At 60.1% G+C, this 22,902-nt stretch carries 19 protein-coding genes; 18 read left to right on the top strand and 1 reads right to left on the bottom strand.

Annotated elements, in window-relative coordinates; genetic code table 11:
• Positions 1–333: 333 nt before the first annotated feature.
• The 4 genes from RE418_RS02690 to cra all read left to right on the top strand — a co-directional run bounded on the left by RE418_RS02690 (position 334) and on the right by cra (position 5,894).
• On the top strand, positions 334–2,142 hold the full coding sequence (locus RE418_RS02690; protein ID WP_025301561.1) for a long-chain fatty acid--CoA ligase: 1,809 nt from the start codon (positions 334–336) through the stop codon (positions 2,140–2,142).
• 316 nt (positions 2,143–2,458) lie between these two features.
• Positions 2,459–4,177: an acetolactate synthase 3 large subunit gene (gene ilvI / locus RE418_RS02685; RefSeq protein ID WP_043135936.1), complete on the top strand. Its 1,719-nt coding sequence runs from the start codon at positions 2,459–2,461 to the stop codon at positions 4,175–4,177.
• Positions 4,178–4,179: 2 nt separating this feature from the next.
• Positions 4,180–4,671 (top strand): acetolactate synthase small subunit, encoded by a 492-nt coding sequence (gene ilvN, locus RE418_RS02680; RefSeq protein ID WP_004932806.1) that lies wholly within the window; start codon positions 4,180–4,182, stop codon positions 4,669–4,671.
• A gap of 218 nt (positions 4,672–4,889) precedes the next feature.
• The gene (gene cra / locus RE418_RS02675) at positions 4,890–5,894 is read left to right on the top strand and encodes a catabolite repressor/activator (RefSeq protein WP_004932801.1); all 1,005 of its coding nucleotides are present in this window, start codon (positions 4,890–4,892) and stop codon (positions 5,892–5,894) included.
• A 37-nt stretch (positions 5,895–5,931) separates the two neighbouring features.
• Here cra and RE418_RS02670 read toward each other — a convergent pair whose 3' ends face one another.
• A complete protein-coding gene (locus RE418_RS02670; protein ID WP_025301564.1) occupies positions 5,932–6,372 on the bottom strand; it encodes an L-alanine exporter AlaE in 441 nt (146 codons plus the stop codon).
• Positions 6,373–7,238: 866 nt separating this feature from the next.
• Here RE418_RS02670 and mraZ point away from each other — a divergent pair.
• From mraZ to ftsA, 14 genes are all read left to right on the top strand, one after another.
• Positions 7,239–7,697 carry a division/cell wall cluster transcriptional repressor MraZ gene (gene mraZ / locus RE418_RS02665; RefSeq protein ID WP_025159638.1) on the top strand — a complete coding sequence of 153 codons (459 nt, stop codon included), beginning with the start codon at positions 7,239–7,241 and terminating at the stop codon, positions 7,695–7,697.
• A gap of 2 nt (positions 7,698–7,699) precedes the next feature.
• Positions 7,700–8,641: a 16S rRNA (cytosine(1402)-N(4))-methyltransferase RsmH gene (gene rsmH, locus RE418_RS02660; protein ID WP_025301565.1), complete on the top strand. Its 942-nt coding sequence runs from the start codon at positions 7,700–7,702 to the stop codon at positions 8,639–8,641.
• Positions 8,638–8,958 (top strand): cell division protein FtsL, encoded by a 321-nt coding sequence (gene ftsL / locus RE418_RS02655; RefSeq protein WP_025301566.1) that lies wholly within the window; start codon positions 8,638–8,640, stop codon positions 8,956–8,958. The genes rsmH and ftsL overlap by 4 nt, the downstream gene beginning before the upstream one ends.
• Positions 8,959–9,000: 42 nt before the next feature.
• Positions 9,001–10,764, top strand: coding sequence for a peptidoglycan glycosyltransferase FtsI (locus tag RE418_RS02650; RefSeq protein ID WP_004932790.1), 1,764 nt, complete (start codon positions 9,001–9,003; stop codon positions 10,762–10,764).
• Positions 10,751–12,238: a UDP-N-acetylmuramoyl-L-alanyl-D-glutamate--2,6-diaminopimelate ligase gene (gene murE, locus RE418_RS02645; protein ID WP_049204795.1), complete on the top strand. Its 1,488-nt coding sequence runs from the start codon at positions 10,751–10,753 to the stop codon at positions 12,236–12,238. Before RE418_RS02650 ends, murE begins: the two co-directional genes overlap by 14 nt.
• Positions 12,235–13,596, top strand: a complete 1,362-nt coding sequence (murF, locus tag RE418_RS02640) for a UDP-N-acetylmuramoyl-tripeptide--D-alanyl-D-alanine ligase (RefSeq protein ID WP_089180562.1) — start codon at positions 12,235–12,237, stop codon at positions 13,594–13,596. The genes murE and murF overlap by 4 nt, the downstream gene beginning before the upstream one ends.
• A complete protein-coding gene (gene mraY, locus RE418_RS02635) occupies positions 13,590–14,672 on the top strand; it encodes a phospho-N-acetylmuramoyl-pentapeptide-transferase (RefSeq protein ID WP_004932782.1) in 1,083 nt (360 codons plus the stop codon). Before murF ends, mraY begins: the two co-directional genes overlap by 7 nt.
• A gap of 2 nt (positions 14,673–14,674) precedes the next feature.
• Positions 14,675–15,994, top strand: coding sequence for a UDP-N-acetylmuramoyl-L-alanine--D-glutamate ligase (murD, locus tag RE418_RS02630; protein ID WP_049204793.1), 1,320 nt, complete (start codon positions 14,675–14,677; stop codon positions 15,992–15,994).
• Positions 15,991–17,193, top strand: coding sequence for a cell division protein FtsW (gene ftsW, locus RE418_RS02625; RefSeq protein ID WP_025301570.1), 1,203 nt, complete (start codon positions 15,991–15,993; stop codon positions 17,191–17,193). The genes murD and ftsW overlap by 4 nt, the downstream gene beginning before the upstream one ends.
• 3 nt (positions 17,194–17,196) lie before the next feature.
• Positions 17,197–18,261: an undecaprenyldiphospho-muramoylpentapeptide beta-N-acetylglucosaminyltransferase gene (gene murG, locus RE418_RS02620; RefSeq protein WP_004932773.1), complete on the top strand. Its 1,065-nt coding sequence runs from the start codon at positions 17,197–17,199 to the stop codon at positions 18,259–18,261.
• An 84-nt stretch (positions 18,262–18,345) separates the two neighbouring features.
• Positions 18,346–19,821, top strand: a complete 1,476-nt coding sequence (gene murC / locus RE418_RS02615; protein ID WP_089180563.1) for a UDP-N-acetylmuramate--L-alanine ligase — start codon at positions 18,346–18,348, stop codon at positions 19,819–19,821.
• Positions 19,814–20,734: a D-alanine--D-alanine ligase gene (locus tag RE418_RS02610; protein WP_025301572.1), complete on the top strand. Its 921-nt coding sequence runs from the start codon at positions 19,814–19,816 to the stop codon at positions 20,732–20,734. Before murC ends, RE418_RS02610 begins: the two co-directional genes overlap by 8 nt.
• 1 nt (position 20,735) lies before the next feature.
• Positions 20,736–21,587 (top strand): cell division protein FtsQ, encoded by an 852-nt coding sequence (ftsQ, locus tag RE418_RS02605; RefSeq protein WP_004932761.1) that lies wholly within the window; start codon positions 20,736–20,738, stop codon positions 21,585–21,587.
• Positions 21,584–22,840, top strand: a complete 1,257-nt coding sequence (ftsA, locus tag RE418_RS02600; RefSeq protein WP_004932758.1) for a cell division protein FtsA — start codon at positions 21,584–21,586, stop codon at positions 22,838–22,840. Before ftsQ ends, ftsA begins: the two co-directional genes overlap by 4 nt.
• Positions 22,841–22,902 lie beyond the last annotated feature (62 nt).

Here is a 22,902-nt window from a genome sequence, read left to right as displayed (position 1 = left end):
GGGTGGGTTGGTTCGTTTACCAAAAATAATTAATATAAATTAATATTCTGATTTTTACTTTTCGGCTGGTATTTTAAACTAATTCGATGCGGCGGCCCGGATGGGCCGCGTTTTATTGCTGCCACCCAACCTTTTCCTTCCCGTTCTGTCCAACCCATGAAAGCACGAAAGCCGGCCTGAGTTTTGGCTCACACTTCTACGCTGAAATCACTTTTCCCTCTGCCTGAGAGTAGGTAGACTGCGCGGAAAAAAGTAAACACGTGTAAGCTGAGATGAGGGCCGCAAGGCGTCGTTCAGGCTTAACTGTATGATTCATTTCAGGCTTAGAGCACTATGATCACTAATCTGCTGCAATACCATCTTATCCATCGTATACAGCATCAAATCACCCATCGAGCCGATCGCACAGCTTTTCGCCAATGGTCGCCCAACGGCGAGTTTCAACTGACCTGGGGAGAGGCTGCCACCCGCATCGATCGCATTGCCGCCGGGCTGTTGGCCCTTGGGGCCGAAGTGCAAGAGCGCATAGGTATATTCGCCAATAACGGCATAGCCTGGTCGTTGGCCGATCTCGCTATCCTGCATCTGCGCGGCGTCAGCGTGCCGCTGTATTCCACCAATACGCCGGCGCAGGCGGCATTTGTCATCAACGACGCCGACATCCGTATACTGTTCGTCGGCGAGCAGGCGCAGCTTGACGCCGCCATCGCGCTGCGCGGCGTTTGCCCACAGCTGCGCCATATTATCGTGTTTGACGAGGATGCCGATCTGCGCGGCTGCGAGATCGCACAGCATCTGAGCGCCTTCGAGCGTGCCGCCGATCCGGCGGCTTTTATCGTTCAACGTCGGCAGCGCATTGAAGAGTGCGACCTTCAGGATCTCTTCACCCTGATCTATACCTCGGGCACCACCGGTGAGCCTAAGGGGGTGATGCTGGACTACCGCAATCTGGCGGCGCAGCTCTACCTGCATGATGAAAGGCTGACGGTCGGCGAAGAAGATGTGTCGCTCAGTTTCCTGCCGTTGTCGCACGTGTTCGAGCGTGCCTGGAGCTTCTTTGTGATGCATTCCGGCGCGCAGAACGTCTTCCTGCCGAACACCGACTGGGTGCGGGAAGCGATGGGGCAGGTCCGCCCGACGCTGATGTGCGCGGTACCGCGTTTCTACGAGAAGATTTTCAGCGCGGTGCATGAAAAAGTGGCGCGCGCCCCTTGGCTGCGCCGCGCGCTGTTCCACTGGGCGATCGTCTGCGGGGAGCGCAAGTTCCTGCAGGAGCGGGCCGGCAAACCGTTGGGCAAACTGTTCGAACTCTCCCATCGCTGGGCCGACAAGCTGGTATTGAGCAAGCTGCGCGGTATCCTCGGCGGCCGGGTGCGCTTTCTACCGGCGGCGGGTGCCAAGCTGGATGACAATGTGATCCTGTTCTTCCAGGCGATGGGCGTCAACATCAAGTACGGCTACGGCATGACCGAAACCTGTGCGACCGTGTCCTGCTGGGAAGAAGGGCATTTCCGTTTCGGCTCCATCGGCAAACCGCTGCCGGAGGTCGAGGTGCGCATCGGTGAAGAAAATGAAATCCAGGTGCGAGGGCCGATCGTGATGCGCGGCTATTTCAACAAGCCATTGGAAACCGCCGCGACCTTTACCGCAGACGGCTGGCTGAAAACCGGCGATGCCGGGGCGATCGATGAAGAGGGCAATCTGTTCATCACCGAGCGCCTGAAGGATTTGATGAAAACCTCCGGCGGCAAATACATCGCGCCGCAGATGCTGGAAGGTACGCTGGCGCAGGACCGTTTTATCGAACAGGTGGCGATCATCGCCGATGCGCGCAAGTTCGTTTCCGCGCTGATCGTGCCGTGCTTTGAGTCGCTGGAAGAGTACGCGAAGTCAGTCAACCTGAAGTACCAAGATCGTCTGGAACTGCTGCGCAACGGTGAAATTCTCGAGATGTTCGAAAAGCGTCTGCGCGAGATGCAAAAGGAGCTGGCGCGCTTCGAACAGGTGAAGAAGTTCACTCTGCTGCCGGCGGCCTTTTCCATGGAGCTGGGAGAGCTGACGCCAACGCTGAAGCTGCGCCGCAAAGTGATCCTGCAGCGCTATCAGCGTGAAATCGACTCAATGTACCAGGAACAGGCTTGACGCCGCCGCCGGATCGCGCGTCCGGCGAAAAAAACGGCATATACCTCGCCTGATTTAGTTCTGTAATTTTCCCTCTGTTCGAAACAATGCCTAGCCTGACGCCTCTGGGGCTAGCGCATTGTTTTTATAAAGCCGCGATCTCCAGCCGCTTGGCAATAACCCCGCCACTGTTAAGCCATTTTGCCGTTTGCCTGCCCCATCTTCTGACGTTATGTTAATTCGATAGCGACAACCCATAAAAATTTAGGGGCATTGCCCCGCAGCAGGCGCTACGTTCCGGCGCCAGAGAAGAATAAGCAAGCCTGGAGGCAAACCCATGGAGATGTTGTCAGGAGCCGAGATGGTCGTCCGATCGTTGATCGATCAGGGCGTTAAGCATGTATTCGGCTATCCCGGCGGGGCGGTGCTCGATATCTACGACGCCCTGCATACGGTCGGAGGGATCGATCATATTCTGGTGCGCCACGAGCAAGGTGCGGTGCACATGGCCGACGGTTACGCGCGCGCCACCGGTGAAGTGGGCGTGGTGTTGGTGACCTCAGGCCCCGGCGCCACCAACGCCATTACCGGTATCGCTACCGCTTATATGGACTCGATCCCGATGGTGGTGCTGTCGGGACAGGTGCCCAGCTCGCTGATCGGCTACGACGCCTTCCAGGAGTGCGATATGGTGGGGATTTCGCGTCCGGTGGTGAAGCACAGCTTCCTGGTAAAACGCACCGAAGACATCCCGGCGGTGTTGAAGAAGGCGTTCTACCTGGCCTCCAGCGGCCGCCCCGGCCCGGTAGTGATCGATCTGCCGAAAGATATTGTCGGTCCGGCGGTGCGGATGCCTTATGCCTACCCGCAGGACGTGAGCATGCGTTCTTATAACCCGACGGTGCAGGGCCACCGCGGGCAGATCAAACGCGCGTTACAAACCATTCTGGCGGCCAAAAAGCCGGTGATGTACGTCGGCGGCGGCGCGATCAACGCCGGTTGTGAAGCTGAATTACTGTCGTTGGCGGAGCAGCTGAACCTGCCGGTAACCAGCAGCCTGATGGGATTGGGCGCTTTCCCCGGCACCCATCGTCAGAGCGTCGGTATGCTCGGCATGCACGGAACCTATGAAGCCAACAAAACCATGCACCATGCCGACGTGATCTTCGCCGTAGGCGTGCGCTTCGACGATCGCACCACCAACAATCTGGCTAAATACTGCCCGGACGCCACCGTGCTGCACATTGATATCGATCCGACTTCGATCTCCAAAACGGTGGACGCCGATATTCCGATCGTCGGCGATGCCAAGCAGGTGTTGGTTCAAATGCTGGAGCTGCTGGCGCAGGATGAGAAAGCGCAGGATCACGATGCGCTGCGCGACTGGTGGCAGTCTATCGAGCAGTGGCGTGCCCGCGACTGCCTGGGTTACGACAAGCACAGCGGCACCATCAAGCCGCAGGCGGTGATCGAAACCCTGCACCGCCTGACCAAAGGCGACGCCTACGTCACCTCGGACGTGGGCCAGCACCAGATGTTCGCCGCGCTCTATTATCCGTTCGACAAACCGCGCCGCTGGATCAACTCCGGCGGCCTCGGCACCATGGGCTTCGGCCTGCCGGCGGCATTGGGCGTCAAGCTGGCGCTGCCGGAAGAAACCGTGGTGTGCGTGACCGGCGACGGCAGCATTCAGATGAATATTCAGGAGCTGTCCACTGCGCTGCAATATAACCTGCCGGTGGTGGTGGTGAACCTCAACAACCGCTATCTGGGCATGGTGAAGCAGTGGCAGGACATGATTTATTCCGGCCGTCACTCGCAGTCCTACATGGATTCGCTGCCGGACTTCGTCAAGCTGGCCGAAGCTTACGGCCATGTCGGCATCGCCATCCGCACGCCGGATGAGCTGGAAAGCAAGCTGGCGCAGGCGCTGGCGGAAAAAGAGCGGCTGGTGTTCGTCGACGTGACCGTCGATGAAACCGAACATGTTTACCCGATGCAGATCCGCGGCGGAAGCATGGACGAAATGTGGCTTAGCAAAACGGAGAGGACCTGATCATGCGCCGTATTTTATCTGTCTTGCTGGAAAACGAATCCGGCGCGTTGTCGCGCGTGGTCGGGCTGTTCTCCCAGCGCGGTTATAACATCGAGAGCCTGACGGTGGCACCGACCGACGATCCGACGCTGTCGCGCATGACTATCCAGACCGTCGGCGACGAGAAAGTGCTGGAGCAGATTGAGAAACAGCTGCACAAGCTGGTGGACGTGCTGCGCGTCAGCGAGCTGGTGCAGGGTGCTCACGTCGAGCGCGAGATCATGCTGGTGAAGCTGCAGGCCAGCGGCTACGGCCGTGAAGAGGTGAAGCGCTGCGCCGACATTTTCCGCGGCCAGATCGTCGATGTGACGGCGACGCTGTACACGGTACAGCTGGCCGGCACCAGCGACAAGCTCGACGCCTTCCTGAGCGCGGTGCGTGAAGTGGCGGAGATCGTGGAAGTGGCCCGTTCCGGCGTGGTTGGCGTGTCGCGCGGCGACAAAATCATGCGCTGAGTGCGGTCTGGCGGCGAATAATCGGGGGCGCGGCGTGGCTGCGCCCTTTGTTTTTCGGTATTTTTTGCCCGATTGCTGGCACCTTTCGGCAAAAGCGGTTGCTAGGCAGTGTTTTCTGCTGTTAGATCGCAGAGGCTGGATTGAATAACCGCACGGGATGTCATGGTTAATCCGAGCACAGCCTTCACTTCTATTTTCAGCGTCATTAAGGGGTTAATGTGAAACTGGATGAAATCGCGCGTCTCGCGGGCGTTTCGCGCACGACGGCCAGTTACGTCATCAACGGCAAGGCGAAGCAGTATCGTGTCAGCGATAAAACCGTCGAGAAAGTGATGGCCGTGGTCAGGGAGCATAACTATCACCCGAATGCCGTCGCGGCGGGGCTGCGTGCCGGGCGTACCCGTTCTATCGGTCTGGTGATCCCGGATCTGGAAAATACCAGCTATACCCGCATCGCCAACTACCTGGAACGCCAGGCGCGCCAGCGTGGCTACCAATTGCTGATCGCCTGTTCCGAAGATCAGCCGGACAACGAAATGCGCTGTATTGAGCACCTGCTGCAGCGCCAGGTGGACGCCATCATCGTCTCCACCGCCTTGCCGCCGGAGCATCCTTTCTATCAACGCTGGGCCAACGATCCGCTGCCGATCATCGCGCTGGACCGCGCGCTGGATCGCGAGCATTTCATCAGCGTCGTCGGGGCCGATCAGGAAGACGCCTTTGCGCTGGCGCAGGAGCTGCGCACCTTCCCGGCTGAATCGGTGCTGTATCTGGGCGCCTTGCCGGAGCTTTCGGTGAGCTTCCTGCGTGAGCAGGGCTTCCGTCAGGCCTGGCAAGAAGATCCCCGCCACGTCGATTATCTGTACGCCAACAGCTATGAACGTGAAGCCGCCGGCGCGCTGTTTGCCGAATGGCTGAAAACGCACCCGATGCCGCAGGCGCTGTTCACCACGTCGTTCTCTTTATTGCAGGGCGTGATGGACGTGACGCTGAAGCAACGCGGCCGTTTGCCGACCGATCTGGCGATTGCCACCTTCGGCGACCATGAGCTGTTGGATTTTCTGGAGTGCCCGGTGCTCGCGGTAGCGCAGCGCCATCGCGACGTGGCCGAACGCGTGCTGGAGCTGGTGTTGGCCAGCCTGGACGAACCGCGTAAACCCAAACCGGGACTGACGCGGATCCGCCGTAATCTGTTCCGCCGCGGTAGCCTGAGCCGCAAATAGGCCGCTCTACAGGAGCCCGCGTTGTCGGGCTCCTGGTTTAGACGTAACCCGCGACCCGAAACAGCCGTCGGCAATATTCCAGGAAATAGCCATACACCACGCCCATCGCCATGGAGACCAGCGCATTGCTGGTCACCGCCGCCAGCATTTGTTGGCCGTCGGCGCCCACGCTCCACAGAATGGCGGCATAAACCGGCGACTGGAAACTGACGTAAGCCAGCAGATCGGCGAGGTTGCGCAGTAGGAATTGGCCGCGTGGGCAGCGGCGTGCCGTGCGGATAAACAGATCGCGATAGCGGCCGTAAGGCCAGGCGATCAGGATGTTGACCGGGATCGACAGCAGGCGCGAAGAGAGGGATTGCTGGAAGCTCATGCCGGAGATCAACACTTCTATCGCCATGCCGGCGATAAAGCAGTACACCACCAGTGCGAACGTATCGGCAGCGGCGCTACGCCAGTGAGGGGCGGGCGAAAGCATGCACTCTCTCCTTTTTTTGGTTAATGTTCTGTTAAATTATTTATTTGTAGTTGTTAGTTCTGGTTTTTTGCGCTTCATATAGTGTACTAATCTGTATTGTGTTTTTTAACTGGATTTAAATTTTTATTTTTAACATTTGTTCGGTTTTTGTCCCGCAGAACAGGGGCACAGGATGGGACAGGGAGATTAAAATCGGTGAATTTAAATAAATTCATTAAAAACATGCAGTTGCGATTTTTGGTGTTTGAAGAGGTTTTTTTCCGGCAAAAATTGTGGAAATAAAGGTGTAAGAAAATGAAACCATAATTGTAAACAGGTATTTTGGGAATAATCTTACCAAATTGATTTAAATCGAAATTACTTCTGCTCGTAATATCCGAGCCATTTATTTTTATCGTGCTCTCATCATGGCGGGACAAATTGAAGTAAAATAGCGCGCAGTTTCACGGTGAATAACGATTGAGCGTTATTAACTCAAGGGGTTATGGCCTTATTCTTCGGTCGATTCGCCAGGCGCTGAGCCTTGGCGGGCGCGGGGCGGCAGCGGTTACAGCCCTGAGATTGCCGAGCTGAAAAATGAGACATGGCTTGCAGAAGGAAGTAATGAGTTAATTAATCGCCAGTTCGTCAGGTTTTTAATCAGATTCTTTCCGCTTAGAAAATTCTCTCCGTTTATCATGGTGTTAATTTTTAATCGTCGAATAATCAGAGTTTCTTTCGCGAGTCAGCTCCCAAAATGACCAGAGAAATATTGCCAAAGCGCTGGCGCTCTGGCTTGACAAGGTTTTCATACCCTCCGTAAACTCCATTGTGTGGGAATTTGTGGGGTAAAGTGGTGAAAACGGTCACTAAGGGGTAGCTCAGGAATGTTCCGTGGAGCGACGATGGTCAACCTCGACAGCAAAGGGCGGCTCGCCGTACCTACCCGATATCGGGAATTGCTCAACGAGGAATCGCAAGGCCAAATGGTCTGTACCATTGACCTCCATCAGCCCTGCCTGCTGCTTTATCCTTTGCCCGAATGGGAAATTATTGAACAAAAATTATCACGTCTGTCGAGCATGAATCCCGCCGAGCGCCGCGTTCAGCGCCTGCTGTTGGGGCATGCCAGTGAGTGTCAGATGGATAGTGCCGGTCGTTTGCTGCTTGCCAATACGCTGCGGCAACACGCCGGGCTCACAAAAGAAGTGATGCTGGTCGGTCAGTTCAACAAGTTTGAACTGTGGGATGAACAGACCTGGTATCAACAAGTCAAGGATGATATTGACGCTGAACAGTCGACTCAGGAACCGTTGTCTGAGCGGCTACAGGACTTGTCGCTATAAGCATGTTGGAAAACTATAAACACACCACCGTCCTGCTGGACGAAGCCGTCAACGGCCTCAACATCCGCAGCAACGGCATATATATCGACGGTACTTTTGGTCGCGGTGGCCATTCTCGTCTGATTCTGTCCCAGCTGGGGCCGGAAGGGCGCTTGCTGGCAATTGACCGTGACCCTCAGGCGATTGCAGCCGCCAAATCTATTGAAGATCCTCGTTTTACCATCGTACACGGCCCATTTTCCGAGTTGTCGCACTATGTGCGGGAGCGCGAACTGGTCGGCAAGATCGACGGCGTTCTGCTCGATCTGGGCGTTTCCTCGCCGCAGCTTGACGACGCAGAGCGCGGGTTCTCCTTCATGCGCGACGGTCCGCTGGACATGCGCATGGATCCGTCCACCGGCCTGTCCGCCGCGGATTGGCTGATGAAGGCCGAGGCGGACGATATCGCCTGGGTGCTGAAAACCTTTGGCGAAGAGCGTTTCGCCAAGCGCATCGCACGCGCCATCGTCGAAAGAAACCGCGTGGAGCCGATGACGCGCACCAAAGAGTTGGCGGATCTGATTGCCGATGCCAGCCCGTTCCGTGAAAAGCACAAGCATCCGGCGACGCGCAGCTTCCAGGCGATCCGCATCTATATCAACAGCGAGCTGGAAGAGATCGAGCGTGCGCTCGACGGCGCGCTGGAAGTGCTGGCCCCACAGGGCCGTTTGTCGATCATAAGTTTCCACTCGCTGGAAGACCGCATCGTCAAACGCTTTATGCGTCACCACAGCCGCGGCGCTCAGGTGCCGGCGGGCATTCCGTTGACCGAAGAGCAACTGCGCAGCATGGGCGGACGAACGCTGAAAGCGCTGGGCAAAATGATGCCGTCGGAAGCGGAAGTGGCGGACAACCCGCGTGCGCGCAGCTCGGTGCTGCGTATTGCTGAGAGGATGCCCGCGTGATCGGCAACGAACGTCACGGCCTGGTCGGGGTGATTGGCGGCGATCTGCTGCGCAACGCCAAGATCCCCATGATTTTACTGATTGCGTCACTGGTCTCCGCGGTTTTCGTGGTGACCACCGCGCACCGCACCCGCCTGCTGACCGCCGAGCGCGAACAGCTGGTTCTGGAGCGTGATGCGCTGGATATCGAGTGGCGCAACCTGATTTTAGAAGAGAACGCCCTCGGCGATCACAGCCGGGTTGAACGTATCGCGACAGAAAAACTGCAGATGCAACATGTTGATCCATCGCAGGAAAATATCATCGTTAAACAATGAATGGTTTAACCGGAATAATGACACGGAGTAGAAAGGAAACGCATGAAAGCAGCGCGCCCCGGTAAGTTGAGACGCCAGGAAGATCAGGCCAGCTTTGTCAGCTGGCGTTTTGCGTTGCTGTGCGGCTGCATTTTGCTGGCGATGGTTGGCCTGATGCTGCGCGTCGCGTACCTGCAGGTCATCAACCCCGATCGTCTGGTGAAAGAAGGCGACATGCGTTCGCTGCGCGTGCAGGAAGTGCCGACCGCGCGCGGCATGATCAGCGATCGCGCCGGCCGTCCGTTGGCGGTCAGCGTGCCGGTCAATGCGGTGTGGGCGGATCCGAAAGAGCTGAACGAGCGCGGCGGTATCACGCTGGACAGCCGTTGGAAAGCGCTTTCCGATGCGCTGAACATCCCGCTGGACCAACTCTCCAACCGCATCAACGCCAACCCGAAAGGGCGCTTCGTTTATCTGGCGCGCCAGGTGAACCCGGCGATCGGCGACTACATCCACAAGCTCAAGCTGCCGGGGATCTACCTGCGGCAGGAGTCGCGCCGGTACTACCCGGCGGGGCAGGTGACGTCGCACATCATCGGCGTGACCAACATCGATGGGCAAGGCATTGAAGGCGTCGAGAAGAGCTTCGACCGCTGGCTGACCGGGCAACCGGGCGAGAGAACGGTGCGTAAGGACCGCTTCGGCCGGGTGATCGAAGATATCTCCTCCGTCGACAGCCAGGCGGCGCATAACCTGGTGTTGAGCGTCGATGAGCGCCTGCAGGCGCTGGTGTATCGCGAGCTGAACAACGCCGTGGCGTTCAACAAGGCCGAATCGGGCACTGCGGTGCTGATCGACGTGAACACCGGCGAAGTGCTGGCGATGGCCAACAGCCCGTCTTACAACCCGAACAACATGGCCGGTACGCCGAAAGAGACCATGCGTAACCGTGCTATCACCGATATTTTTGAACCCGGTTCAACCGTGAAGCCGATGGTGGTGATGACCGCGCTGCAAAACGGCGTGGTGAGAGAAAACAGCGTGCTGAACACCATCCCGTACCGCATTCAGGGCCACGAGATCAAAGACGTGGCGCGGTACTCGGAGCTGTCATTGACCGGGATCTTGCAGAAGTCGAGTAACGTCGGTGTTTCAAAGCTGGCGTTAGCGATGCCGTCCTCAGCGTTAGTAGATACTTACTCTCGTTTTGGGCTGGGAAAAGCGACCAATTTGGGGCTGGTCGGAGAAAGCAGTGGCATATACCCAAAAAAACAACGGTGGTCTGACATAGAGAGGGCCACCTTCTCTTTCGGCTACGGGCTGATGGTAACTCCGTTACAGTTGGCGCGAGTCTATGCAACGATCGGCAGCCTGGGCGTGTATCGCCCATTGTCGATCACCAAGGTTGACCCTCCGGTCGCCGGCGAACGCGTTTTCCCAGAACCTCTGGTGCGCACAGTGGTGCACATGATGGAAAGCGTGGCCTTGCCGGGCGGCGGCGGCGTGAAAGCCGCCATCAAGGGATACCGTATCGCCATCAAAACCGGTACCGCGAAAAAAGTGGGCCCGGACGGCAAATACGTCAACCGATACATCGCTTATACCGCCGGCGTCGCGCCGGCAAGTAACCCCCGTTTTGCCCTGGTGGTCGTCATCAACGACCCGCAGGGTGGGAAATACTATGGTGGTGCAATCTCCGCGCCGGTGTTCGGTGCCATCATGGGCGGCGTATTACGCACCATGAACGTCGAGCCTGACGCGTTGCCTACCGGTGACAAAAGCGAATTAGTGATTAACAAGAAAGAGGGTTCAGGTGGCAGATCGTAATTTGCGCGACTTACTCGCCCCGTGGGTGCCGACGGCACCCGGGCGCGCGCTGCGGGAAATGACATTAGACAGCCGTGTGGCGGCTGCCGGGGATCTGTTTGTCGCCGTTGTCGGCCATCAAACGGATGGACGCCGCTATATTCCGCAGGCCATCGCGCAGGGCGTCGCCGCCGTGATCGCCGAAGCTGACGGTCAGGCCGAAGACGGCGCCATCGTTGAGATGCACGGCGTGCCGGTGATCTACCTGAGCCAACTGAACCAGCGCCTTTCCGCGCTGGCCGGGCGTTTTTACCACCAGCCGGGCGAGCGTCTGCGTCTGGTCGGCGTGACCGGCACCAACGGCAAAACCACCACTACGCAGCTGTTGGCGCAGTGGAGCCAACTGCTGGGCGAAACCAGCGCGGTGATGGGCACCGTCGGCAACGGCCTGCTGGGCCAGGTGTGTCCGACCGAGAATACCACCGGTTCTGCGGTGGATGTTCAACACGTATTAAACGAGTTGGCGGAACAGGGCGCGACCTTCGCCGCCATGGAAGTTTCTTCCCACGGTCTGGTGCAACACCGGGTGGCGGCGCTGCCGTTCGCCGCGGCGGTCTTTACCAACCTGAGCCGCGATCACCTGGATTACCACGGTGACATGGCCAATTACGAGGCGGCCAAATGGTCGCTGTTCGCCGCCCACAGCGTGGGGCAGGCAATCATCAACGCCGACGATGAAGTCGGTCAGCGCTGGCTCGGCAAGCTGCCGGATGCGGTAGCGGTGACGATGCAGGGCAACCTGCAGCCGGGCGGCCACGGCCGCTGGCTGAAAACCACGGCGGTCGATTATCACGACAACGGCGCCACCGTTCGTTTCAGCTCCAGCTGGGGCGACGGCGAGATCGAAAGCCGCCTGATGGGCGCGTTCAACGTCAGCAACCTGCTGTTGGCCTTGGCCACGCTGCTGTCGCTGGGCTATCCGCTGGAGGCGCTGGTGGAAACCGGCAGCCGCCTGCAGCCGGTCTGCGGCCGCATGGAAGTGTTTAACGCGCCGGGCAAACCGACGGTGGTGGTGGATTACGCCCACACGCCGGATGCGCTGGAGAAAGCGCTGGAAGCCGCGCGCCTGCACTGCCAGGGGCAGCTGTGGTGCGTCTTCGGCTGCGGCGGCGATCGCGACAAGGGCAAGCGTCCGCTGATGGGCGGTATTGCCGAGCAGTTCGCCGATCGCGTGGTGATCACCGATGACAACCCGCGTACCGAAGAGCCGCGCGCAATTATCAACGACATCCTGACCGGATTGCTGGACGCCGGGCAGGCGCTGGTGATCCACGGCCGCGCCGAAGCGGTAACCAGCGCCATCATGCAAGCGCAGGCGCAGGATGTGGTGTTGGTGGCGGGCAAGGGCCATGAAGATTATCAGCTGGTGGGCAACCGCCGCCTGGATTACTCCGACCGCACGACGGTCGCCCGACTGCTGGGGGTGCTGGCATGATCCCTGTCTCTCTTCAGACACTGGCTGAGGTATTGAGCGCTGAACCGATCGGCGCCGATTGCCAAATTGTCGAGGTGACGACAGACACCCGCAAGGTGACCGCCGGTTGCCTGTTTGTGGCGCTGAAAGGTGAGCGTTTCGACGCTCACGACTTCGCGGCGGATGCCGTAGCCGCAGGCGCCGGGGCGTTGCTGGTCAGTAAGCGCTTATTGGTGGACGTGCCGCAGCTGGTGGTGGAAGACACCCGTTTGGCGCTGGGGCAGCTTGGCGCCTGGGTGCGTCAGCAGGTGCCGGCGCGCGTGGTGGCGCTGACCGGCTCCTCGGGCAAGACATCGGTGAAAGAAATGACCGCCGCCATTCTGCGTGAATGCGGCGAAGTGCTGTATACCGCCGGTAACTTGAATAACGACATCGGCGTGCCGCTGACGCTGTTGCGTCTGGAGCCGCAGCATGATTTTGCCGTGATAGAGCTGGGCGCTAACCACATTGGCGAAATCGCTTACACCACCGCATTGACGCGTCCGCAGACCGCTTTGGTGAATAACCTGGCGGCGGCGCACCTGGAAGGCTTCGGCTCGCTGGCCGGCGTCGCTCAGGCGAAAGGTGAAATCTTTACCGGCCTGCCGGCCGACGGCGTGGCGATCATCAACGCCGATAACAACGATTGGCCGCACTGGCAGAGCATGCTGGTCGGCAAAACCGTCTGGCGCTTCTCGCCGCAGGCCGCCGAAGGTGTGGACTTCTTCGCGGACAACGTGCGGGTGAATGGCGCAGGTACGCAGTTCACGCTGCACAGCCCGTTCGGCACCGCCGAGATCGCACTGCCGCTGCCGGGGCGCCACAACGTGGCCAACGCGCTGGCGGCCACGGCGCTGGCGATGTCGGTGGGCGCGACGCTCGAAGCGGTGCGTCAGGGGTTGAAACAATTGCAGGCGGTGCCGGGGCGCTTGTTCCCGGTGGCGCTGGCCGAAGGCAAGCTGCTGCTGGACGACAGCTATAACGCCAACGTCGGGTCGATGACCGCGGCGGCGCAGGTGCTGGCGGAAATGCCGGGCTACCGCGTGATGGTGGTCGGCGATATGGCCGAGCTGGGCGCAGAAGCGGAAGAGTGCCACCGTCAGGTGGGTGAAGCCGCCCGCCTGGCCGGGGTCGATAAAGTGATCAGCGTCGGCGGGTTGAGCCGCGTGCTGAGCGAAGCGTCCGGCAACGGCGAACATTATCAGGACAAGACAGCAGTGATCGCGCGCGTGGCGGAATTACTGTCGGAACATGCGGTCATCACCGTGTTAATCAAAGGTTCACGTAGTGCCGCAATGGAGCAGGTAGTACGCGCGTTACAGGAGAAAGCACCATGTTAGTTTGGCTGGCCGAACATTTGGTCAAGTATTACTCAGGCTTCAACGTCTTTTCTTATCTGACGTTCCGAGCCATTGTCAGCCTGCTGACCGCGCTGTTCCTGTCACTGTGGATGGGCCCGCGGGTGATCAAGCGCCTGCAAGAAATGTCCTTCGGTCAGGTGGTGCGCAACGACGGCCCCGAGTCGCACTTCAGCAAGCGCGGCACGCCGACCATGGGCGGCATCATGATCCTGACCTCCATCACCATTTCGGTGCTGATGTGGGCCTACCCGTCCAACCCATATGTCTGGTGCGTGCTGTTTGTGCTGGTGGGTTACGGCATCGTCGGCTTCGTTGACGACTACCGCAAGGTGGTGCGTAAGGACACCAAAGGGCTGATCGCCCGCTGGAAGTATTTCTGGCAATCGGTGATTGCGCTGATTGTCGCATTCGCCATGTACGCCGTAGGAAAAGACACGCCAGCCACCGAGCTGGTTGTGCCGTTCTTTAAGGACGTGATGCCGCAGCTGGGCCTGCTGTACATCCTGCTGGCCTATTTCGTCATCGTCGGCACCAGCAACGCGGTCAACCTGACCGACGGCCTGGACGGCCTGGCGATCATGCCGACGGTATTCGTGGCGGCCGGCTTCGCGCTGGTGGCCTGGGCGACCGGTAATATGAACTTCGCCAACTACCTGCACATTCCGTATCTGCGTCATGCCGGTGAGTTGGTGATCGTGTGTACCGCCATCGTCGGTGCCGGCCTCGGGTTCCTGTGGTTCAACACCTACCCGGCTCAGGTGTTTATGGGCGACGTCGGTTCACTGGCGCTAGGCGGCGCGCTGGGCACCATTGCGGTGCTGCTGCGCCAGGAGTTCTTGCTGGTGATCATGGGCGGCGTGTTCGTGGTAGAGACGCTGTCGGTGATCCTGCAGGTGGGGTCGTTCAAGCTGCGCGGACAACGCATTTTCCGCATGGCGCCGATTCACCACCACTATGAATTGAAAGGCTGGCCGGAACCGCGCGTGATCGTGCGCTTCTGGATCATTTCGCTGATGCTGGTGCTGATTGGCCTGGCAACGCTGAAGGTGCGTTAATCATGGCAGACTATCAGGGTAGAAAAGTCGTCATCATCGGGTTGGGCCTCACCGGCCTGTCCTGTGTCGATTTCTTCATGGCGCGCGGCGTGACGCCGCGCGTGATGGATACCCGTATCGCGCCGCCAGGGTTGGACAAACTGCCTGAAAGCGTGGAGCGCCATCTGGGCGATCTGAATCAAGACTGGCTGCTGGCGGCGGATCTGATCGTCGCCAGCCCGGGCGTCGCGCTGGCGACCCCGGCATTGAGCGCCGCGGCTGACGCCGGCGTCGAAATCGTCGGCGACGTCGAACTGTTCTGCCGCGAGGCGCAGGCGCCGATCGTGGCGATTACCGGCTCCAACGGCAAGAGCACCGTCACCACCCTGGTGGGCGAGATGGCGAAAGCCGCCGGTTGGGCGGTGGGCGTGGGCGGCAATATCGGCCTGCCGGCGCTGAGCCTGTTGCGTCAGGAATGTCAGCTTTACGTGCTGGAGCTGTCCAGCTTCCAGCTGGAAACGACGTATAGCCTGCGGGCGGCGGCGGCGACCATCCTGAACGTGACCGAAGATCATATGGATCGCTATCCGTTCGGTCTGCAGCAGTATCGCGGTGCCAAGCTGCGCGTGTATGAAAACGCCGCGGTGTGCGTGGTGAACGCGGACGACGCGCTGACCATGCCGGTGCGCGGCGCCGACGAACGCTGTGTCAGCTTCGGCGCGGACGTAGGCGACTATCACTTGAACCGCCAGCAGGGGGAAACCTGGCTGCGGGTGCGCGGTGAGAAGGTGCTGAATACGCGCGAAATGAAGCTGACCGGCCGCCACAATTACACCAACGCCCTGGCGGCGCTGGCGTTGGCGGATGCGGTCAATATCCCGCGTGCGTCCAGCCTGAAGGCGCTGACCACCTTCACCGGCCTGGCACACCGCTTCCAGCTGGCCTGGGAGCACAACGGCGTGCGTTGGATCAACGATTCCAAAGCCACCAACGTCGGCAGCACCGAAGCTGCGCTGAACGGCCTGCAGGTGGACGGCACGCTGCATCTGCTGCTGGGCGGCGACGGCAAGTCCGCCGATTTCTCGCCGCTGGCGCGCTATCTGCAGGGCGACAACGTGCGTCTGTATTGTTTTGGCCGTGACGGCGCTCAGCTGGCACAGCTGCGGCCGGAAGTGGCGACGTTGACCGAGACCATGGAGCAGGCGATGCGCACCATCGCCGGCCGCGTAATGCCCGGCGATATGGTGCTGTTGTCGCCGGCTTGCGCCAGCCTCGATCAGTTCCGTAATTTTGAAGTGCGCGGCGATGAGTTCGCCCGCTTGGCGCAGGAGCTTGGCGGATGAAACTACGCTTGCCGAACTTCGGGCTGACAGAACGGCTGAAAGACTGGGTGACCGGCGCGCGCGACAACGACGCGGTCAACATGGTGCTGTACGATCGCACCCTGCTGTGGTTGACCTTCGGCTTGGCGATCATCGGCTTCGTGATGGTGACCTCGGCCTCGATGCCGATCGGCCAACGCCTGGCGGACGATCCGTTCCTGTTCGCCAAACGTGACGCGCTGTACCTCGGCCTGGCGTTCGGCCTGTCGCTGGTGACGCTGCGCATCCCGATGGAAATTTGGCAGCGCTACAGCAACGTGATGCTGCTGATGTCGATCGTGATGCTGCTGATCGTCCTGGTGGTGGGGAGCTCGGTAAACGGGGCCTCGCGTTGGATCGCACTCGGCCCGCTGCGTATTCAGCCCGCGGAGCTGTCCAAGCTGTCGCTGTTCTGCTACCTGGCGAGCTATCTGGTGCGCAAGGTGGAAGAGGTGCGCAGCAACTTCTGGGGCTTCTGCAAGCCGATGGGCGTGATGGTGGTGCTGGCGGTGCTGCTGCTGGCGCAGCCGGACCTCGGTACCGTGGTGGTGCTGTTCATCACCACGCTGGCAATGCTGTTCCTGGCCGGTGCGAAAATGTGGCAGTTCCTGGCGATCATCGGCTCCGGCGTGTTCGCCGTGGTGCTGCTGATCATCGCGGAACCGTACCGTATGCGCCGCGTGACGTCGTTCTGGAACCCGTGGGCCGACCCGTTCGGCAGCGGCTACCAGCTGACCCAGTCGCTGATGGCGTTCGGCCGCGGCGAGTTCTGGGGGCAGGGGCTCGGCAACTCGGTGCAGAAACTGGAGTATTTGCCGGAAGCGCACACCGACTTCATCTTCTCCATTTTGGGGGAAGAACTGGGCTATATCGGTGTGGTTTTAGCCCTGTTAATGGTATTCTTCGTCGCTTTTCGCGCGATGTCCATCGGGCGCCGCGCGCTGGAGATCGACCAACGCTTCTCCGGCTTCCTGGCCTGCGCGATCGGCGTGTGGTTCAGCTTCCAGGCGCTGGTTAACGTCGGCGCCGCCGCGGGCATGCTGCCGACCAAAGGTCTGACGCTGCCGTTGATCAGTTACGGCGGTTCGAGCTTGCTGATTATGTCGACGGCGATCGTGCTGTTGCTGCGAATTGATTATGAAACGCGCCTGACCAAGGCTCAGGCGTTTGTGAAGAGGTAAGGGATGAGCGGGAAACCTAAGCGTTTAATGGTGATGGCAGGCGGTACCGGTGGGCACGTGTTCCCGGGGCTGGCGGTCGCGCATCATCTGATGGCGCAGGGCTGGCAGGTGCGCTGGCTCGGAACCGCAGACCGAATGGAAGCCGATCTGGTGCCGAAGCACGGGATCGAGATCGATTTTATCCGCATCTCCGGCCTGCGCGGCAAGGGCCTGAAGGCTCAATTGACCGCACCGCTGCGGATCTGGCAGGCGGTGCGTCAGGCAAAAGCCATTATGCGCAGCTATCAGCCGGATGTGGTGCTGGGAATGGGCGGTTACGTCTCCGGTCCCGGCGGCCTGGCAGCCTGGCAGTGCGGCATCCCGGTGGTGCTGCACGAGCAGAACGGCATCGCCGGTTTGACCAACCGCTGGCTGGCGCGCATCGCCGCCAAAGTGATGCAGGCCTTCCCCGGCGCGTTCCCGAACGCCGAGGTGGTGGGCAACCCGGTGCGTACCGACGTGTTGGCGCTGCCGTTGCCGGCAGAGCGGTTGCAAGGGCGCGAAGGCCCGATCCGCGTGCTGGTGATTGGCGGAAGTCAGGGCGCCCGCGTGCTGAATCAGACAGTTCCTGAAGTCGCGGCGCGTTTGGGCGATAGAATTACGCTCTGGCATCAGGTTGGCAAGGGCGCGCTGGAAACGGTGCTGCGCGACTACGAAAGGGTAGGGCAGACGCAGCACAAAGTGACCGAGTTCATCGACGACATGGCCGCCGCCTATGCCTGGGCCGACGTGGTGGTCTGCCGCTCCGGCGCGTTGACCGTCAGTGAAATCGCGGCGGCAGGGCTGCCGGCGATCTTCGTGCCGTTTATGCACAAGGATCGTCAGCAGTACTGGAACGCGCGTCCGCTGGAAGAAGCCGGCGCGGCGAAGATTATCGAACAGCCGCAGTTTAACGCCGATGTGGTGGCCGAACTGCTGGCGAGTTGGGATCGCAAGACGCTGCTGGCCATGGCCGAGAAAGCGCGTGCGGTCGCCATTCCGGATGCCACCGAGCGCGTGGCGGCGGAGCTGGTGCGGCTCGCCAAGTAACGAGTGCAGGGGTTCGGCGCGCCGAACCTGAATAAAAGCAATGTGATGTAGGGCCGGGGTACCGGATCCGGATTAGAGAGAGTGATGAATACACAACAACTGGCGAAACTACGTACTATCGTGCCCGAGATGCGTCGCGTCCGGCACATTCACTTTGTCGGCATCGGTGGTGCCGGCATGGGTGGTATCGCCGAAGTGTTGGCAAACGAAGGGTATCAGATCAGCGGCTCCGACCTGGCGCCGAATCCGGTCACCCAACAGTTGAGCGCGCTCGGGGCGACGATTTATTTCAATCACCGTCCGGAAAACGTGCTGGATGCGAGCGTGGTGGTGGTGTCTACCGCCATCTCCGCCGACAACCCGGAGATCGTCGCCGCTCGTGAAGCGCGCATCCCGGTGATCCGCCGCGCTGAAATGCTGGCGGAGCTGATGCGTTTTCGCCACGGTATCGCTATCGCCGGCACGCACGGCAAAACCACCACCACGGCGATGGTCTCGAGCATTTACGCCGAAGCCCGCCTGGACCCGACCTTCGTCAACGGCGGGCTGGTGAAGGCGGCGGGGACCCACGCACGACTGGGGTCCAGCCGTTATCTGATCGCGGAAGCGGATGAGAGCGATGCGTCGTTCCTGCATCTGCAGCCGATGGTGGCCGTGGTCACCAACATCGAAGCCGACCACATGGACACCTACCAGGGCGACTTCGAGAACCTGAAACAGACGTTTATCAATTTCTTGCACAACCTGCCGTTCTATGGCCGCGCAGTGATGTGCATCGACGATCCGGTGGTGCGCGAGCTGTTGCCGCGCGTGGGTCGCCATATCACCACCTACGGCTTCAGTGAAGATGCCGACGTGCGCATCGAAGACTACCGGCAGATTGGGCCGCAGGGGCACTTTACCCTGAGCCGTCAGGACAAACCGTTGCTGACGGTGACGCTGAACGCGCCGGGCCGCCACAATGCGTTGAACGCAGCGGCGGCGGTGGCGGTAGCGACCGAAGAAGGCATCGACGACGAAGATATCCTGCGCGCGCTGGCGGGCTTCCAGGGCACTGGGCGCCGCTTCGATTTCCTCGGCGAGTTTCCGCTGGAGCCGGTCAACGGCAAAGCGGGCAGCGCGATGCTGGTGGACGATTATGGCCACCATCCGACCGAAGTGGACGCCACGCTGAAAGCGGCGCGCGCCGGCTGGCCGGACAAGCGTCTGGTGATGATCTTCCAGCCGCACCGCTACACGCGTACTCGCGATCTGTACGACGATTTCGCCAACGTGCTGTCGCAGGTGGATGTGCTGCTGATGCTTGACGTGTACGCCGCCGGTGAAGCGCCGATCCCGGGCGCGGACAGCCGCTCGCTGTGCCGCACCATCCGCAGCCGCGGCAAGCTGGATCCGATCCTGGTTTCCGATGCCGATACCGTGCCGGAAATCCTGGCGCAGCTGCTGCAGGATGAAGACCTGGTGCTGGTGCAGGGCGCCGGCAACGTGGGCAAAATCGCCCGTAAACTGGCCGAGCTGAAGCTGCAGCCGCCGAAGAAAGAGGAGGAGCACCATGGCTGATAAAGTTGCAGTTCTGCTGGGCGGCACCTCCGCTGAACGTGACGTTTCTCTGCAGTCCGGCGCCGCGGTGCTGGCCGGGTTGCGCGAAGCCGGCATCGATGCGCACGGCGTCGATACCCGCGATTTCCCGGTGACCCAGCTGAAAGATCAAGGGTTCACCAAAGTGTTTATCGCGCTGCACGGCCGCGGCGGCGAGGATGGCACCCTGCAGGGGCTGCTGGAGTTCCTCGAGCTGCCTTATACCGGCAGCGGCGTGATGGCCTCGGCGCTGACCATGGATAAATGGCGGACCAAGATGGTGTGGCAGTCGATGGGCTTGCCGGTGGCGCCTTACGTGGCGCTGAATCGCCAGCTGTATCTCGGCGCCGAAAAAGCGGCGCTGCTGGCGCGCGTGGCGGATCTCGGCCTGCCGGTGATCGTCAAGCCGAGCCGCGAAGGCTCCAGCGTCGGTATGAGCAAGGTCACCGAAAGCGCTGCGTTGGAAGCCGCGCTGGAAGAAGCCTTCCGCCATGACGACGATGTGCTGGTGGAGAAGTGGTTGAGCGGGCCGGAATACACCGTGGCAATGCTGGGCGACCAGGTGCTGCCGTCTATCCGTATCCAGCCGGCCGGCGTGTTTTACGACTACCAGGCCAAGTACATTTCGGACGATACGCAGTACTTCTGCCCGAGCGGTTTGAGCGCCGAGCAGGAAGCCGAGATGGCGGCATTGGCGCTGCGCGCCTACCGCGGTCTGGACTGCAGCGGCTGGGGCCGCGTCGACGTGATGCAAGACAGCGATGGCAGCTTCTATCTGCTTGAGGTGAACACCTCTCCGGGCATGACCAGTCATAGCCTGGTGCCGATGGCGGCGCGCCAGTTTGGATTAAGCTTCTCGCAGCTAGTGGCGAGAATTTTGGAGTTGGCCGACTGATATGTCGCAAGCTGCCCTGAATGCGCGCGATCGCGAGGTGGATAACGGCCCGCGCCGCAGCAATGGAACCCAGTTGGCGGGAATGATTTTCCTGCTGATGGTGTTGGGAACGGTCGTGTGGAGCGGTTGGGCGGTGCTTGGCTGGATGAAAGACGCCAGTCGCCTGCCGCTCTCAAGGCTGGTGGTGACCGGCGAACGCCACTACACCACCAACGATGATATTCGTCAGGCGATCCTGGCGCTGGGCGCCCCCGGCACCTTTATGACGCAGGATGTGGACGTCATCCAGCAGCAGATCGAACGTCTGCCGTGGATCAAACAGGCCAGCGTGCGCAAACAATGGCCGGATGAGCTGAAGATCCATCTGGTGGAGTACGTCCCGGTGGCGCGCTGGAACGATTTGCACATGGTGGACGCCGAGGGCAAAGCGTTCAGCGTGCCGGCGGAGCGGGCGGGCAAGCAGAAGTTGCCGCTGCTCTACGGGCCGGAAGGGAGCGAGCAGGATGTGCTGGAGGGCTATCGGGCGATGAGCGCCACGTTGGCGGCCAGCAAATATACGCTGAAAATGGCGGCGATGACCGCGCGCCATTCCTGGCAGCTGGCGCTGGACAACGATGTCCGGCTTGAGCTGGGGCGCGATGACCGCAACGGGCGTTTGCAGCGGTTTATTGAGCTTTACCCGGTATTGCAGCAGCAGGGCCAGGCGGAGAGCAAGCGTGTCAGCTATGTCGATCTGCGCTACGAGTCCGGCGCTTCGGTAGGGTGGGCTCCGGTGTTGGTCGATCCGCAGGCGCTTGGCGGTCAGCAAAACAGTAATCAGCAACAGAATCAGGCACAGGCAAAACAACAATGATCAAGTCGACGGACAGAAAACTGGTAGTTGGACTGGAGATCGGTACTGCAAAAGTCTCCGCGTTGGTAGGGGAAGTTCTGCCCGATGGCATGGTCAACATTATCGGGGTGGGCAGCTGCCCGTCTCGCGGCATGGATAAGGGCGGCGTAAACGACCTGGAGTCGGTGGTGAAGTGCGTACAGCGCGCCATCGATCAGGCCGAGCTGATGGCGGACTGCCAGATCTCGTCGGTGTACCTGGCGCTGTCGGGCAAGCACATCAGCTGCCAGAACGAAATCGGCATGGTGCCGATCTCGGAAGAGGAAGTGACGCAGGACGACGTGGAGAACGTGGTGCACACCGCCAAATCGGTGCGCGTGCGCGACGAACACCGCATCCTGCACGTGATTCCTCAGGAATACGCCATCGATTATCAGGAAGGCATCAAAAACCCGGTTGGGCTGTCCGGCGTGCGCATGCAGGCCAAGGTGCATCTGATTACCTGCCATAACGATATGGCGAAGAACATCGTCAAGGCCGTGGAACGTTGCGGCCTGAAAGTTGACCAACTTATTTTCGCCGGTCTGGCCGCGAGCTACGCGGTGCTGACCGAAGATGAACGCGAACTCGGCGTTTGCGTGGTGGATATCGGCGGCGGCACCATGGATATGGCGGTGTACACCGGCGGTGCGCTGCGCCACACCAAAGTGATCCCTTACGCCGGGAACGTGGTCACCAGCGATATCGCTTACGCCTTCGGCACGCCGCCGACCGACGCGGAAGCGATTAAAGTTCGACACGGTTGTGCGCTTGGGTCGATTGTTAGCAAGGATGAGAATGTAGAGGTGCCTAGCGTCGGGGGACGTCCTCCGCGCAGTCTGCAAAGACAGACGCTGGCTGAAGTCATTGAGCCACGCTACACCGAACTGTTGAATCTGGTTAACGATGAAATTTTGCAATTGCAGGAGCAACTGCGTCAGCAAGGGGTGAAGCATCATCTGGCGGCAGGTATCGTGCTGACCGGTGGCGCCGCCCAGATTGATGGCCTGGCAGCCTGTGCGCAACGGGTGTTCCATACCCAGGTACGCATCGGCCAACCCTTGAACATCACGGGTCTGACGGATTATGCGCAGGAGCCTTACTACTCGACGGCGGTAGGTCTGCTGCACTATGGAAAAGAGTCTCACCTGAGCGGTGAGACAGAGGTAGAAAAACGCGCCTCGGTGGGCAATTGGTTTAAACGCATCAATAGCTGGCTGAGAAAAGAGTTTTAATGTTTCAACAAAGAGATCATGCTGAGTAATCTTTTTATGATCTCGCAGCGACAGGCACAAAA

The organism is Serratia sp. szju (assembly GCF_044594185.1).
GTDB lineage: Bacteria > Pseudomonadota > Gammaproteobacteria > Enterobacterales > Enterobacteriaceae > Serratia > Serratia bockelmannii.
The sequence above is the reverse complement of the archived record's forward strand: the minus strand, read 5'-3'. Positions and strand labels throughout refer to the sequence as shown.

Bases quoted from the DNA above. Each gene is read 5' to 3' on its own strand.
- rsmH (WP_025301565.1), top strand. From the start codon at position 7,700: ATGTTGGAAAACTATAAACACACCACCGTCCTGCTGGACGAAGCCGTC.
- murD (WP_049204793.1), top strand. From the start codon at position 14,675: ATGGCAGACTATCAGGGTAGAAAAGTCGTCATCATCGGGTTGGGCCTC.
- murC (WP_089180563.1), top strand. From the start codon at position 18,346: ATGAATACACAACAACTGGCGAAACTACGTACTATCGTGCCCGAGATG.
- ilvI (WP_043135936.1), top strand. From the start codon at position 2,459: ATGGAGATGTTGTCAGGAGCCGAGATGGTCGTCCGATCGTTGATCGAT.
- ftsA (WP_004932758.1), top strand. From the start codon at position 21,584: ATGATCAAGTCGACGGACAGAAAACTGGTAGTTGGACTGGAGATCGGT.
- RE418_RS02610 (WP_025301572.1), top strand. From the start codon at position 19,814: ATGGCTGATAAAGTTGCAGTTCTGCTGGGCGGCACCTCCGCTGAACGT.
- murF (WP_089180562.1), top strand. From the start codon at position 12,235: ATGATCCCTGTCTCTCTTCAGACACTGGCTGAGGTATTGAGCGCTGAA.
- ilvN (WP_004932806.1), top strand. From the start codon at position 4,180: ATGCGCCGTATTTTATCTGTCTTGCTGGAAAACGAATCCGGCGCGTTG.
- RE418_RS02650 (WP_004932790.1), top strand. From the start codon at position 9,001: ATGAAAGCAGCGCGCCCCGGTAAGTTGAGACGCCAGGAAGATCAGGCC.
- RE418_RS02690 (WP_025301561.1), top strand. From the start codon at position 334: ATGATCACTAATCTGCTGCAATACCATCTTATCCATCGTATACAGCAT.
- RE418_RS02670 (WP_025301564.1), bottom strand. From the start codon at position 6,372: ATGCTTTCGCCCGCCCCTCACTGGCGTAGCGCCGCTGCCGATACGTTC.
- mraZ (WP_025159638.1), top strand. From the start codon at position 7,239: ATGTTCCGTGGAGCGACGATGGTCAACCTCGACAGCAAAGGGCGGCTC.
- murG (WP_004932773.1), top strand. From the start codon at position 17,197: ATGAGCGGGAAACCTAAGCGTTTAATGGTGATGGCAGGCGGTACCGGT.
- ftsW (WP_025301570.1), top strand. From the start codon at position 15,991: ATGAAACTACGCTTGCCGAACTTCGGGCTGACAGAACGGCTGAAAGAC.
- mraY (WP_004932782.1), top strand. From the start codon at position 13,590: ATGTTAGTTTGGCTGGCCGAACATTTGGTCAAGTATTACTCAGGCTTC.
- ftsQ (WP_004932761.1), top strand. From the start codon at position 20,736: ATGTCGCAAGCTGCCCTGAATGCGCGCGATCGCGAGGTGGATAACGGC.